Source organism: Flexivirga sp., assembly GCF_035551235.1.
Classification (GTDB): Bacteria; Actinomycetota; Actinomycetes; order Actinomycetales; family Dermatophilaceae; genus Flexivirga.
In genome coordinates this window covers 1-14,188 of the sequence record NZ_DASZNO010000044.1, presented here as the reverse complement: position 1 = coordinate 14,188, position 14,188 = coordinate 1, and the positions used below count along the sequence as shown (strand labels likewise).

The window sequence follows — 14,188 nt, the reverse complement described above, 5'->3', positions numbered from 1 at the left end:
TGGCGGCGAAAGTAGCTGGGCCGCAAGCGGTTTCACGCGCCTGGCGGCATACCCGTCGATTCGATCCCAGAAGAAGGCAACACATGCGCAGCCTCACCCGCCTGGCCCTCGCGACCGTCGCCACCGCGGCACTCGCCGGAGCCGGCACTACCTCCGCCTCGGCCACCGCCGTCTCGGGCGACACCGTCAGCCCCCACATCATCGGCGGCACGAGCGGCAGCTCGCCATACATCGTCCAGCTGGTGTTCGGGCAGAGCGGCGGCACCTACGGCTGCACCGGTGAGGCCATCGCGCCGCAGTGGGTGCTGACCGCGCAGCACTGCATCGACGGCACCCAGTGGATGAACGTCTACTACAGCAACTCGGTGACCAACCCCGGCACCCCGGTCGCAGCCGACCAGGTGGCCGGCTCGGCCAACCGCGATGTCGCGCTGGTCCACCTGTCGTCCGCGAAGTCGCTGAGCGGGTACGCCCCGCTCGCCTCGTCCTACACGCCCCGGTCCGGCGACACCGGCACCATCTGGGGCTACGGCCTCACCGCCGGCGGCGCCCAGCCGACCCACCTCAACAAGGCGACGGTCAACGTCGTCGGCTCCAGCACCGACGCGTATGGCGGCAACGCGATCCACGTCAAGGGCGTCGACGGCGCCTCCAATCACGGTGACTCCGGCGGCCCGCTCTTCGTCGGCGGCGTCGTCGTCGGCGTCTGCTCCACCGGCGACGTCGCCGACCCGGGCAGCGACATCCACGCCGGGTCCAACTACGCGAACCTGACGGCCAGCCGCTCCTGGATCAAGTCCGTGGCCGGCGTCTGAGCCACCCGGCGTTCCACGCATGACGAGCGCCGCCGCACCCGCTTTCTCCCCGGGTCCGGCGGCGCTCGACGTATGTCGGGACGCATGCGCATGTGCGTGAGCGTCTGGCCGATGGTGACGCGCCCGCGGCGGCGATGGACTGAAGGTGCACGGTCCGCATCGGGCGGGCCACTCACCACGGAGCAGCCCATGACATCTCGAATCACCACTGCCGCAGGGATTCTCGGCGCAATCACCTCGGCGATCACCGCAGGCGTGTACGCCGACTTCTCAGCGCGGATCATGCCGTCGTACGGCCGTATGGCGAACGCCACCGGCATCGCGAAGATGCAGTCGATCAACCGGTCCATCGAGAACGGACCGTTCATGCTCGCGTTCTGCGGCGCCGGTCTCGCCGGCGGATACCTGGTCTTCCGGGCGCTGCGCGGTGAGCGGGCGCTGTCGGATGTGTTGCTGGCGGCCGGGGGTTCGGCATACCTCGCGGGCCTGCTGCTGACGATGCTCTACAACGTGCCGCTCAACAATCGGCTCGCGGCCGCGGACCCGCACGCGGCATCGACGGTCGAGCTGTGGCGCGACTACCTGCAGAACTGGACGGCGGCCAATACGGTGCGCGCGGTGCTGTCCGCAGCCGCGGCCGGGCTGATCATCGTCGGGCTCGTCGTCGGTCTCGTCGTCGGCGCCCGCGCCCGGACGAACCCGGTCGACGCGCCGTCGTCCCTCGGGGACCCGGTGGCCGTGCGTGGCTCCCGCTGACCTCGCGATGCTCGCCAGGTGTCACGGCCAGTCGCTAGGGTCGGATTTCATGGCGGAGCTGGCCGGCGCACCCGACGTTCTCGACGGACCCCGTGCCCGGGGAGCTTTCCTGCTGCGGGTGCTGATGGAGCCGCCGTGGACGCTGGAGATCACCGAGGACGCGCCGCTCACGATGGTCGCGGTGTTGAGCGGAGGCTTCTGGCTGCGTCGCTCCGCCGAACCCCCGCAGCGACTCGTCGGCGGCGACGTGTTGCTCGTCAGGGGCGCCGCGCGTTACCTCCTCGGTGACGATCCGACGAGTTCCCCCGACATACGCATCGGGCCGGGGCAGACCTGCTCGGGGCGCGACGGCCGGGACCTCTCCGACGAGCTGGCCGCCGGTGTCCGGGCGTGGGGCAACGATCCGGCGGGCCGTGACTCGATGCTCGTGGCCAGTTACCCGAGCGAAGTGCAACTCGGCACGGCGCTGGCCGCTGCGCTTCCCGAGATCGCGCTGGTCAGTGGCGCCGACAGCCCCCTGCTGCCGGTGCTCGTGGCCGAAGCCGCACGCGATGCGCTCGGCCAGGAAGCCGTGCTCGACCGGATCCTGGACGTCGTGCTCATCTCGGTGGTGCGGGACTGGGTGGCCGGGACGCCGGCCGGTGTGGCCGGGCTGCACGTGGTCACCGATCCGGCCGTCGCCGAGGCGGTGCGCCTCATCCGGTCGAGACCGTCACATCCGTGGACCGTCGACGAGCTCGCGGCGAACGCGGGCGTCTCGCGGTCGGTGCTCGCGCGGCGTTTCCAGGCCGTGGTCGGTATGCCGCCGATCGCCTACCTGGCGCACTGGCGACTCTCCGTGGCGGCCGACCTGCTGCGCGACACCGACCGGACCCTGGCATCGGTGTCGCGCGAGGTCGGCTACGGCAGCGCGTTCAGCCTGAGCACAGCCTTCAAGAAGGCGTATGGCGTGAGTCCGGCGGCCTACCGGTCCGGTGGCCCCGCCGAGCGCCATGCATGAGCTGAGCACGGCCGGTGCGACACGCCCTTCGGTCCCGGATGCCTTGACCCACGGCGCAAGAGGGTGCACCCTCTTCAGCATCGGATGTCGAGCCTGGGGGGCTGTGGGGTTCGAGCGCTACCGCGTGTGGACACGCGGGGCTTTTTCATGTAGTGTGTTGCTTTGCGCTGCCCGTATCCAGCCAACCCACCTTTGACCGTGCTCTGTCCTCGTGCCCGATTTTGCATCGGAAACGTTGAAATCTCCAGGGCCATGCCGCCGTGCTTCACGGCCGGTGTGCCGAGGTCGCCGGTGGTGCCGCAGGTTCAGGGGATGCGCGCTTCGAACCGCCCGCTTTGAAAGCCTTTGGAAGGATCCATCCTTGGCTGCCTCGCGCACTGCGACACAATCCCTCTCTACGGCAAAGACGGCTTCGGGCCGCTTGTCGTTCGCGAAAATTCGCGAGCCCCTGGAAGTTCCCGACCTGTTGGCCCTGCAGACCGACAGCTTCGACTGGCTGCTCGGCAACGAGCGTTGGCAGGCCCGCGTGGCCGAGGCCAAGGCCGCCGGCAACACGCACGTCCCCGACCGTTCCGGCCTGGAGGACATCTTCGAGGAGATCTCCCCGATCGAGGACTTCTCCGGTTCGATGAGCCTGTCCTTCCGCGACCACCGGTTCGAGGAAGTCAAGTACTCCATCGAGGAGTGCAAGGAACGCGACATGACGTATGCCGCGCCGCTGTTCGTCACCGCGGAGTTCATGAACTCCACCACCGGTGAGATCAAGAGCCAGACGGTCTTCATGGGCGACTTCCCGCTGATGACCGACCGCGGCACCTTCATCATCAACGGCACCGAGCGTGTCGTCGTCTCGCAGCTCGTCCGCAGCCCGGGCGTCTACTTCGAGCGTGCGCTGGACAAGACGTCCGACAAGGACATCTTCACCGCCAAGATCATCCCCAGCCGCGGTGCCTGGCTGGAGTTCGAGATCGACAAGCGCGACCAGGTGGGCGTGCGTGTCGACCGCAAGCGCAAGCAGTCGGTCACCGTGCTGCTGAAGGCCCTGGGCTGGACCGAGGCGCAGATCCTCGAGGAGTTCGGCGAGTACGAATCGATCCGCCAGACGCTGGAGAAGGACCACACCGCCACGCAGGACGAGGCGCTGCTGGACATCTACCGCAAGCTGCGCCCGGGCGAGCCGCCGACCCGTGAGGCCGCCCAGAACCTCCTGGACAACCTCTACTTCAACGGCAAGCGCTACGACCTGGCCAAGGTCGGCCGCTACAAGATCGACAAGAAGCTCGGTCTCGAGGCCTCGATCAACGACAGCACGCTGGCCGTCGACGACATCGTCGCCACGATCAAGTACCTCGTGGCACTGCACGCCGGCCAGGAGACCATCAAGGGTCAGCGCGACGGCGAGGAGGTCGAGCTGCGCGTCGAGGTCGACGACATCGACCACTTCGGCAACCGCCGCATCCGCAACGTCGGCGAGCTCATCCAGAACCAGGTCCGCACGGGCCTGTCCCGGATGGAGCGCGTGGTGCGTGAGCGGATGACGACCCAGGACGTCGAGGCGATCACGCCGCAGACCCTGATCAACATCCGGCCGGTCGTCGCCTCCATCAAGGAGTTCTTCGGCACCAGCCAGCTGTCGCAGTTCATGGACCAGAACAACCCGCTGTCCGGGCTGACGCACAAGCGTCGCCTGAACGCGCTCGGTCCCGGTGGTCTGTCCCGTGACCGCGCCGGCATGGAGGTCCGTGACGTCCACCCCAGCCACTACGGCCGCATGTGCCCGATCGAAACTCCTGAGGGTCCGAACATCGGTCTGATCGGTTCGCTGGCGTCCTACGGCCGGATCAACACCTTCGGTTTCATCGAGAGCCCCTACCGCAAGGTCAAGGGCGGCAAGGTGACCGACGAGATCCACTACCTGTCCGCCGACGAGGAGGACAACTTCGTCATCGCGCAGGCCAACGCGGCGCTGACCGATGACAGCCGGTTCGCCGAGGACCGGGTGCTCAGCCGACGCCGCGGTGGCGAGTCCGAGGACGTGCCGGCCGACGAGGTCGACTACATGGACGTGTCGCCGCGCCAGATGGTCTCCGCGGCCACCGCGTTGATCCCGTTCCTGGAGCACGACGACACCTCACGTGCGCTGATGGGCGCCAACATGCAGCGTCAGGCCGTGCCGTTGGTGCGCGCCGAGGCGCCGCTGGTCGGCACCGGCATGGAGCACCGCGCGGCGCTCGACTCCGGTGACGTCGTCCGTGCCGAGAAGGCCGGCGTCGTGACCGAGGTCTCCGCCGAGTTGGTGACCGTCCTCAACGACGACGGCACGCAGACGACCTACCGGATCAGCAAGTTCATCCGCTCCAACGCGGGTAACTGCTACAACCACCGCGTGGTCGTCGAGAACGGCTCCCGCGTGGAGGCCGGTGCGGTCATCGCCGACGGTCCCGCGACCGACGGCGGCGAGATGGCGCTCGGCAAGAACCTCCTCGTGGCGTTCATGTCCTGGGAGGGTCACAACTTCGAGGACGCCATCATCCTGTCCCAGCGTCTGGTGCAGGACGACACGCTCAGCTCGATCCACATCGAAGAGCACGAGATCGACGCCCGCGACACCAAGCTGGGTCCGGAGGAGATCACTCGCGACATCCCCAACGTCAGCGAGGACGTGCTGGCCGACCTGGACGAGCGCGGCATCATCCGCATCGGTGCCGAGGTCCGCGACGGCGACCTGCTGGTCGGCAAGGTCACCCCGAAGGGTGAGACCGAGCTGACCCCGGAGGAGCGCCTGCTCCGCGCGATCTTCGGTGAGAAGGCGCGCGAGGTGCGCGACACCTCCATGAAGGTCCCGCACGGCGAGACCGGCACGGTCATCGGCGTCAAGGTCTTCGACCGCGAGGAGGGCGACGAGCTGCCTCCGGGCGTCAACCAGCTGGTGCGTGTCTACGTCGCCAACAAGCGCAAGATCACCAACGGTGACAAGCTCGCCGGTCGTCACGGCAACAAGGGCGTCATCTCCAAGATCCTGCCGGTCGAGGACATGCCGTTCCTGGAGGACGGCACCCCGGTCGACGTCGTGCTCAACCCGCACGGTGTGCCGCGTCGTATGAACCTCGGCCAGATCCTGGAGTTGCACCTCGGCTGGTCCGCCTCGCGCGGCTGGAAGATCGAGGGCGACCCCGAGTTCGCCAAGCAGATCGCACCGGACGCTCAGGAAGCCCCGCCGAACTCCCGCGTCGCATCGCCGGTCTTCGACGGTGCGTCCGAGGACGTCGTCACCGGTCTGCTCGACGCGACGTTGCCGACGCGCGACGGCGTGCGACTGGTGGACCACACCGGTAAGACCCAGCTCTTCGACGGCCGCTCCGGCGAGCCGTTCCCGGAGCCGGTGTCGGTGGGCTACATGTACATCCTGAAGCTCCACCACCTGGTCGACGACAAGATCCACGCACGCTCCACCGGTCCCTACTCGATGATCACCCAGCAGCCGCTCGGCGGTAAGGCCCAGTTCGGTGGCCAGCGCTTCGGTGAGATGGAGGTCTGGGCACTGGAGGCGTATGGCGCCGCCTACGCCCTGCAGGAGTTGCTGACCATCAAGTCGGATGACGTGACCGGCCGCGTGAAGGTCTACGAGGCCATCGTCAAGGGTGAGAACATCCCCGAGCCCGGCATCCCGGAGTCGTTCAAGGTCCTGATCAAGGAAATGCAGTCGCTGTGCCTCAATGTCGAGGTGCTCTCCAGCGACGGCACCCTGATCGACCTTCGCGATTCCGACCAAGAGGTCTTCCGCGCAGCGGAGGAGCTCGGCATCGACCTGAGCCGGCGTGAGCCCAGCTCGGTCGAGGAAGTCTGAAACAGACAACCGGCGAGGTATGCCGGGCCCGGCTCGGCATACCTCACCAAACCCCTTAGAACACCAGCTATTTCAGACTTTCGCTAGACACGAGAAGGAAGGCACAACGTGCTGGACGTCAACTTCTTCGACGAACTCCGCATCGGCCTCGCCACCGCTGAATCCATCCGTCAGTGGAGCCACGGTGAGGTGAAGAAGCCCGAAACCATCAACTACCGCACCCTGAAGCCGGAGAAGGACGGGCTCTTCTGCGAGAAGATCTTCGGTCCGACCCGCGACTGGGAGTGCTACTGCGGTAAGTACAAGCGAGTCCGCTTCAAGGGCATCATCTGTGAGCGCTGCGGCGTCGAGGTGACCCGTTCGGCGGTCCGTCGTGAGCGCATGGGCCACATCGAGCTCGCCGCTCCGGTGACGCACATCTGGTACTTCAAGGGTGTTCCGAGCCGGCTCGGTTACCTGCTGGACCTCGCCCCGAAGGACCTGGAGAAGGTCATCTACTTCGCGGCATACATGATCACGTCCGTCGACGTCGACCAGCGTCACAAGGACATGCCCTCGCTCGAGGCGCAGATCGAGGTCGAGAAGAAGGAACTCGAGAACGCTCGCGACAACGCCGTCAACACCCGCGCCGCCAAGCTCGAGGCCGACCTGGCCGAGCTGGAGAAGGACGGTGCCAAGGCGGACGCCCGCCGCAAGGTCCGTGAGTCGGCCGAGCGCGAGATGAACCAGATCCGCAAGCGCTCCGACCAGCAGATCGAGCGCCTGGAGCAGGTCTGGGACCGCTTCAAGAACCTCAAGGTCCAGGACCTCGAGGGCGACGAGGTGCTCTACCGCGAGATGCGCGACCGGTTCGGCCTCTACTTCGAGGGCGGCATGGGCGCCGAGGCGCTGCAGAAGCGCCTGCAGACCTTCGACCTCGAGGCCGAGGCGGAGTCGCTGCGCGAGACCATCGCGACCGGCAAGGGCCAGCGCAAGACGCGTGCCCTGAAGCGGCTGCGCGTTGTCACCGCGTTCCTGCAGACCAAGAACCACCCCACCGGGATGGTCCTGGACTGCGTGCCGGTCATCCCGCCGGACCTGCGCCCGATGGTGCAGCTGGACGGTGGCCGCTTCGCGACCTCCGACCTGAACGACCTCTACCGCCGGGTCATCAACCGCAACAACCGGTTGAAGCGACTGCTCGACCTCGGTGCGCCGGAGATCATCGTCAACAACGAGAAGCGCATGCTGCAGGAAGCTGTCGACTCGCTGTTCGACAACGGCCGTCGTGGCCGTCCGGTCACCGGACCGGGCAACCGTCCGCTGAAGTCGCTGTCCGACATGCTCAAGGGCAAGCAGGGCCGCTTCCGCCAGAACCTGCTCGGTAAGCGCGTCGACTACTCCGGCCGTTCGGTCATCGTCGTCGGTCCGCAGCTGAAGCTGCACCAGTGCGGCCTGCCCAAGCAGATGGCGCTGGAGCTGTTCAAGCCGTTCGTGATGAAGCGCCTGGTCGACCTCGACCTGGCCCAGAACATCAAGTCGGCCAAGCGCATGGTCGAGCGCCAGCGCGCCGAGGTGTGGGACGTCCTCGAAGAGGTCATCACCGAGCACCCGGTGCTGCTGAACCGCGCGCCCACGCTGCACCGGCTCGGCATCCAGGCGTTCGAGCCGCAGCTGGTCGAGGGCAAGGCCATCCAGATCCACCCGTTGGTCTGCACCGCGTTCAACGCCGACTTCGATGGTGACCAGATGGCGGTCCACGTGCCGCTGTCCGCCGAGGCCCAGGCCGAGGCGCGCATCCTGATGCTGTCGAGCAACAACGTCCTGAAGCCGGCCGACGGCCGTCCGGTCACCATGCCCAGCCAGGACATGATTACCGGCCTCTACTTCCTGTCCGCCCAGGACGGGGAGGCCAAGCTGGAGGACGGCGAGCACCTGCGTGCGTTCTCGTCCGCAGCCGAGGCTCGTATGGCGTTCGACCGCGGCGAGATCAAGCTGGGCGCACTGGCCAAGATCCGACTCTTCGACCAGGTCCCGCCGGCCGGATTCGCGCTGCCCGAGGGCGCCGAGCCCGACGAGCTGGGTCGCCTGAAGTCCTTCGAGCTGGACACGACCCTCGGTCGCGTGCTCTTCAACGAGACACTGCCGGAGGACTACCCCTTCCTCAACTACGACATCGACAAGAAGGCGCTGTCCGCCGTCGTCAACGACCTTGCCGAGCGTTACCCCAAGGTGCAGGTTGCCGCGTCCCTGGACGCACTGAAGGCTGCCGGCTTCCACTGGGCGACGCGTTCCGGTTGCACCGTCGCGATCAGCGACGTGCAGACGTCGTCGAACAAGTGGGGCATCCTGGTCGGCTACGAGGAGAAGGCCGCCAAGATCCAGACGCAGTTCGACCGTGGTCTGATCACCGATGACGAGCGCCGTCAGGAGCTCGTGGAGATCTGGACGCAGGCGACCAACGAGGTCGCCACGGACATGCAGAACAACTTCGACCGCAAGAACCCGATCTTCCGCATGGTGTCCTCGGGCGCCGGCGGTAACTGGTTCCAGGTCCGGCAGATCGCCGGTGCGCGTGGTCTGATGGCCAACCCGAAGGGCGAGATCATCCCGCGCCCGATCAAGGCCAACTTCCGTGAGGGCCTGTCGGTGCTGGAGTTCTTCATCTCCACGCACGGTGCCCGTAAGGGTCTGGCCGACACCGCGCTGCGTACCGCCGACTCGGGTTACCTGACCCGACGTCTGGTGGACGTCTCGCAGGACGTCATCATCCGTGAGGACGACTGTGGCACCGACCGCGGCCTGACGCTGCCGATCGGTCAGCGTGGCGCGGACGGCGGCGCGCTCGTCGAGCACGAGAACGTCGAGACCTCGGTCTACGCCCGCACGCTGGCGACCGATGTCGAGATCGATGGCTCGGTGCTGGCGGAGGCCGGCGCCGACCTCGGCGACGTCAACCTCGACAAGCTGCTCGCAGCGGGTGTCGAGGAGGTCAAGGTCCGCTCGGTCCTCACCTGTGAGTCCCGCGTCGGCACCTGCGCCAAGTGCTACGGCCGTTCGCTCGCGACCGGCAAGCTGGTCGACATCGGCGAGGCCGTCGGCATCATCGCCGCCCAGTCGATCGGTGAGCCCGGCACGCAGCTGACGATGCGTACCTTCCACACCGGTGGCGCCGCGGGTGACGACATCACCCAGGGTCTGCCGCGCGTCGTCGAGCTCTTCGAGGCTCGTACCCCGAAGGGTGTCGCGCCGATCGCCGAGGCGAGCGGTCGCATCCAGATCGAGGAGACCGACAAGGTTCGCCGCATCCTGCTGACCCCGGACGACGGCTCGGACGAGCACGCCTACCCGATCAGCAAGCGTGGCCGCCTCCTGGTGCAGGACGGTGACCACGTCGAGGTCGGCACACTGCTGATGCAGGGTGCGATCGACCCGAAGCAGGTGCTGCGCATCCAGGGCGCCCGCGACGTGCAGAAGCACCTGGTCGACGAGGTCCAGAACGTCTACCGCCAGCAGGGTGTGTCGATCCACGACAAGCACATCGAGGTCATCGTGCGGCAGATGCTGCGTCGCGTGACGATCATCGAGGCGGGCGACACCGACCTGCTGCCCGGCGAGCTCGCCGAGCGTGGTCGCTTCGAGGACGCGTCGCGTCGTGCGCTTGCGGAGGGCGGACGCCCGGCGTCCGGTCGCCCGGAGCTCATGGGTATCACCAAGGCGTCGCTGGCGACCGACTCGTGGCTGTCGGCGGCGAGCTTCCAGGAGACGACGCGAGTCCTCACCGAGGCGGCCATGCACGCCAAGAGCGACCCGCTGCTCGGCCTCAAGGAGAACGTCATCCTCGGTAAGTTGATCCCGGCCGGCACCGGCCTGCCGCGGTACAACAACGTGAAGGTCGAGCCGACGGAGGAAGCCAAGGCTGCGCTCTACGCGCTGCCGGACTACCAGCCGTACGACTACCCGGTCTTCGGCCCGGGTTCGGGAGAGGCCGTCCGCCTGGACGATGCTTCCCTCGGGTTCGACAGCTGATCGACGTTCCGTAGCAACGAGAAAGCCCCCGGCCACGTGGCCGGGGGCTTTCCGTTCCTGCTCAGTCGACGGGTTCGTCGGTCTCCGGGGAACCCAGCGGCCCGGTGTGCTCCGAGTCGTAGGCGACGTAGTAACTGGGTCGTTGCTGCAGGGCGCTGTAGGTGCGCCCGACATACTCACCGAGGATGCCCAGACAGAGCAGCTGCAGGCCCGAGAAGATCGCCAGGATCACGACCGTCGAGGCCCACCCCGAGGTCGTGCCGCCGGAGATCTTGCTCCACACCACGTAGACCAGGACCAGCGCGGCGACCACGAAGCCGAGCAGGCTGAACCAGGTGGCGAAGCGCAGCGGTGCCTGTGAGAAGCCGGTGATCGAGTCGAGGGTGAGGCGGATCATCTTGGACAAGGGGTACTTCGAGTCACCTGCGGCGCGGGCGTCCCGTCGGTATTCGACCGTGGTCGACGGGAAGCCGAGCGTCGGCACGACCAGGCGCAGCACCCGGTTGTGCTCGGGCAGGGCCGTGATCGCGTCGACCGTGGACCGCGACATCATCCGGAAGTCGCCGGCGTCCTGCGAGAGGTCGAGCTTCGCCAGTCGCCGCATCATTCGGTAGAAGGCGCCGGCGGTATGCCGCTTGAAGGCCGAGTCGGCGGTGCGGTCGGTGCGGACGCCGTAGACCACGTCGACCTGCTGGCTGACCGCGGCGTCATACATGCGGGCGATCGTCTCCGGCGGGTCCTGCAGGTCGGCGTCGATCGTCACGACCCAGTCGCCGAGCGAGCGTTGCAGGCCGGCCGAGATCGCCGCCTGGTGCCCGGAGTTCGCGCGCAGCCGGACGACCCGCAATGCCGGCCAGTCGCGCAGGGTGCGTTGCAGCAGCACGGCGGTGTTGTCGGAGGAGCCGTCGTCCACGGCGACGACCTCGTAAGCCACCGGCAGGTCGTCCAGGACCGGGCGCAACCGCTCGACGAACAGCGGCAGCACCGCCTCCTCGTTGTACATCGGCACCACGACGGAGAGCACGGGGTGTGTGGGCGGCGGGGTTCCCGGCACGAGTGAGTCAACTTCCAGGTCGGACGACGGGCGGTGGCACCCGCAAATCTGCCAGATCGCGGCCGGGCATGTCCGCGCCAGGGGGCAATCGGAGGGGCAATGCGCCGATTTTGCCGTCATGTGGCGGAACGGTACGATTGGTATCCGTGCGTGGGCTCTGCCCTGCCCGCTGGTCCGCCGCCCTGCTTTCGAGGGTATGCCGGGCGGCGTGGCACCAGACCACCACACGCTTTCGCCGGGCAGCTCATCGAGCGCGTCGGCCGGTCGGATTCGACAGGTCAGTTCGCTTGCGGGAAGTGCGGGGGAGGGCGCCGGTCCGACACTCCCGAGCGCGGGGGTCGTACGGCCCGGGAAACCCAAGGAGTTGGCCAGGGTGAGAACCCGTGCCAGCAGACAAGATTCGATCAGTTACGGAGACAGTAGGTTGCCTACAATCAACCAGCTCGTCCGCAAGGGTCGGCAGGACAAGATCGCCAAGGTCAAGACGCCGGCCCTTAAAGGCAGCCCCCAGCGACGCGGTGTGTGCACCCGCGTCTACACCACGACCCCGAAGAAGCCGAACTCCGCGCTTCGCAAGGTCGCGCGTGTTCGCCTCACCTCGGGCATCGAGGTGACCGCCTACATCCCGGGCGTCGGCCACAACCTGCAGGAGCACTCCATCGTGCTGGTGCGCGGTGGTCGTGTGAAGGACCTGCCGGGTGTGCGGTACAAGATCATCCGCGGTTCGCTCGACACCCAGGGTGTCAAGGGCCGCCAGCAGTCCCGCTCCCGGTACGGCGCGAAGAAGGAGAAGAAGTAATGCCTCGCAAGGGCCCCTCCCCGAAGCGTCCCCTGGTCGTCGACCCGGTCTACGGTTCGCCGCTGGTCACCCAGCTGGTCAACAAGATCCTGCTCGACGGCAAGAAGTCCATCGCCGAGCGCATCGTGTACGGCGCCCTCGAAGGCTGCCGCGAGAAGACCGGCACCGACCCGGTCGTCACGCTGAAGCGCGCGCTGGACAACATCAAGCCGAGCCTCGAGGTCAAGAGCCGCCGCGTCGGCGGTGCGACCTACCAGGTCCCGATCGAGGTCAAGCCGGGCCGCGCGACCACGCTGTCGCTGCGCTGGCTCGTGGGCTACGCCCGCCAGCGTCGTGAGAAGACGATGACCGAGCGCCTGATGAACGAGATCCTCGACGCGAGCAACGGCCTGGGTGCCGCGGTCAAGCGTCGCGAGGACACCCACAAGATGGCCGAGTCCAACCGGGCCTTCGCGCACTACCGCTGGTGATGCGTGCCGTCGCCCGATGCCACGGCATCGGGCGACGGACCCGGACGGCGACGCCGTCCATCACAACCGAGTCTGAACCACTCAAGAACTCACGAAAGAAGACAACGTGGCACTCGACGTGCTGACCGACCTGAAAAAGGTCCGCAACATCGGCATCATGGCGCACATCGATGCCGGGAAGACCACGACGACCGAGCGCATCCTGTTCTACACCGGTGTGAACCACAAGATCGGTGAGACCCACGACGGTGCCTCGACGACCGACTGGATGGAGCAGGAGAAGGAGCGGGGTATCACCATCACCTCCGCTGCCGTCACCTCCTTCTGGGACGGCACCCAGATCAACATCATCGACACCCCGGGTCACGTCGACTTCACCGTCGAGGTCGAGCGTTCGCTGCGCGTGCTCGACGGCGCCGTTGCTGTCTTCGACGGCAAGGAGGGCGTGGAGCCCCAGTCCGAGACCGTGTGGCGTCAGGCCGACAAGTACGACGTCCCCCGTATCGCGTTCGTCAACAAGATGGACAAGATGGGCGCCGACTTCTACTTCACCGTGCAGACGGTCAAGGACCGCCTGGGCGCGGAGCCGTTGGTGCTGCAGCTGCCGATCGGTGCCGAGGCCGACTTCCTCGGCGTCGTCGACCTGGTCGAGATGCGCGCACTGGTGTGGCCGGGTGACGCCAAGGGTGACGTCACCATGGGCGCGAAGTACGAGACCCGCGAGATCCCGGACGACCTCAAGGCCAAGGCCGACGAGTACCACCAGGCACTCGTCGAGCGCGTGGCCGAGGCCGACGACGCCCTGATGGAGAAGTACCTCGAGGGTGGCGAGCTCACGGTCGACGAGATCAAGGCCGGCATCCGCAAGCTGACGGTCAACTCCGAGCTCTACCCGATCCTGTGTGGCTCGGCGTTCAAGAACCGTGGCGTGCAGCCGATGCTCGACGCGGTCGTCGACTACCTCCCGTCGCCGCTGGACGTTCCCCCGATGATCGGTCACAAGCCGGGTGACGAGTCCGTCGAGGTCACGCGCGCACCGAGCAAGGACGAGCCGTTCTCGGCGCTGGCCTTCAAGGTCGCCGCCCACCCGTTCTTCGGCACCCTGACCTTCATCCGGGTCTACTCCGGCCGCATCGCCGCGGGCAGCGCCGTCGTCAACTCCACGAAGGGCAAGAAGGAGCGCGTCGGCAAGCTGTTCCAGATGCACGCCAACAAGGAGAACCCGGTCGAGGAAGCAGTCGCCGGGCACATCTACGCGGCGATCGGTCTGAAGGACACCACGACCGGTGACACGCTCTGCGACCCGAACGAGCAGATCGTTCTGGAGTCGATGAGCTTCCCGGAGCCGGTCATCCACGTGGCGATCGAGCCCAAGACCAAGAGCGACCAGGAGAAGCTGGGCACCGCGATCCAGAAGCTGGCGCAGGAGGACCCGACCT

At 67.2% G+C, this 14,188-nt stretch carries 9 protein-coding genes; 8 read left to right on the top strand and 1 reads right to left on the bottom strand.

Translation table 11 applies throughout. From position 1 onward, the window contains the following. The first annotated feature begins 83 nt into the window (after positions 1-83). The 5 genes from VG502_RS15055 to VG502_RS15035 all read left to right on the top strand — a co-directional run bounded on the left by VG502_RS15055 (position 84) and on the right by VG502_RS15035 (position 10,426). The gene (locus VG502_RS15055) at positions 84-815 is read left to right on the top strand and encodes a S1 family peptidase (protein ID WP_325550889.1); all 732 of its coding nucleotides are present in this window, start codon (positions 84-86) and stop codon (positions 813-815) included. A 189-nt stretch (positions 816-1,004) separates the two neighbouring features. Beyond that, positions 1,005-1,571 (top strand): anthrone oxygenase family protein, encoded by a 567-nt coding sequence (locus VG502_RS15050; RefSeq protein ID WP_325550888.1) that lies wholly within the window; start codon positions 1,005-1,007, stop codon positions 1,569-1,571. Between the two features lie 49 nt (positions 1,572-1,620). Continuing rightward, complete coding sequence (locus tag VG502_RS15045; protein WP_325550887.1) at positions 1,621-2,571, top strand: AraC family transcriptional regulator; 951 nt, start codon at positions 1,621-1,623, stop codon at positions 2,569-2,571. 361 nt (positions 2,572-2,932) lie between these two features. Next, positions 2,933-6,418 (top strand): DNA-directed RNA polymerase subunit beta, encoded by a 3,486-nt coding sequence (gene rpoB / locus VG502_RS15040; protein WP_325550886.1) that lies wholly within the window; start codon positions 2,933-2,935, stop codon positions 6,416-6,418. A 108-nt stretch (positions 6,419-6,526) separates the two neighbouring features. Further along, the gene (locus VG502_RS15035) at positions 6,527-10,426 is read left to right on the top strand and encodes a DNA-directed RNA polymerase subunit beta' (protein ID WP_325550885.1); all 3,900 of its coding nucleotides are present in this window, start codon (positions 6,527-6,529) and stop codon (positions 10,424-10,426) included. A 61-nt stretch (positions 10,427-10,487) separates the two neighbouring features. Here VG502_RS15035 and VG502_RS15030 read toward each other — a convergent pair whose 3' ends face one another. After that, the gene (locus tag VG502_RS15030) at positions 10,488-11,450 is read right to left on the bottom strand and encodes a glycosyltransferase family 2 protein (RefSeq protein WP_325550884.1); all 963 of its coding nucleotides are present in this window, start codon (positions 11,448-11,450) and stop codon (positions 10,488-10,490) included. Between the two features lie 454 nt (positions 11,451-11,904). On the opposite strand from VG502_RS15030, the gene rpsL reads away from it, so the two are divergent. The 3 genes from rpsL to fusA all read left to right on the top strand — a co-directional run. Continuing rightward, complete coding sequence (rpsL, locus tag VG502_RS15025) at positions 11,905-12,279, top strand: 30S ribosomal protein S12 (RefSeq protein WP_325550883.1); 375 nt, start codon at positions 11,905-11,907, stop codon at positions 12,277-12,279. Beyond that, positions 12,279-12,749 (top strand): 30S ribosomal protein S7, encoded by a 471-nt coding sequence (gene rpsG / locus VG502_RS15020; protein ID WP_325550882.1) that lies wholly within the window; start codon positions 12,279-12,281, stop codon positions 12,747-12,749. The genes rpsL and rpsG overlap by 1 nt, the downstream gene beginning before the upstream one ends. 106 nt (positions 12,750-12,855) lie before the next feature. Continuing rightward, positions 12,856-14,188, top strand: a 1,333-nt coding sequence (gene fusA / locus VG502_RS15015) for an elongation factor G (protein WP_325550881.1), incomplete at its 3' end; no start/stop codon positions are given.

Bases quoted from the DNA above. Each gene is read 5' to 3' on its own strand.
- VG502_RS15055 (WP_325550889.1), top strand. From the start codon at position 84: ATGCGCAGCCTCACCCGCCTGGCCCTCGCGACCGTCGCCACCGCGGCA.
- VG502_RS15050 (WP_325550888.1), top strand. From the start codon at position 1,005: ATGACATCTCGAATCACCACTGCCGCAGGGATTCTCGGCGCAATCACC.
- VG502_RS15045 (WP_325550887.1), top strand. From the start codon at position 1,621: ATGGCGGAGCTGGCCGGCGCACCCGACGTTCTCGACGGACCCCGTGCC.
- rpsG (WP_325550882.1), top strand. From the start codon at position 12,279: ATGCCTCGCAAGGGCCCCTCCCCGAAGCGTCCCCTGGTCGTCGACCCG.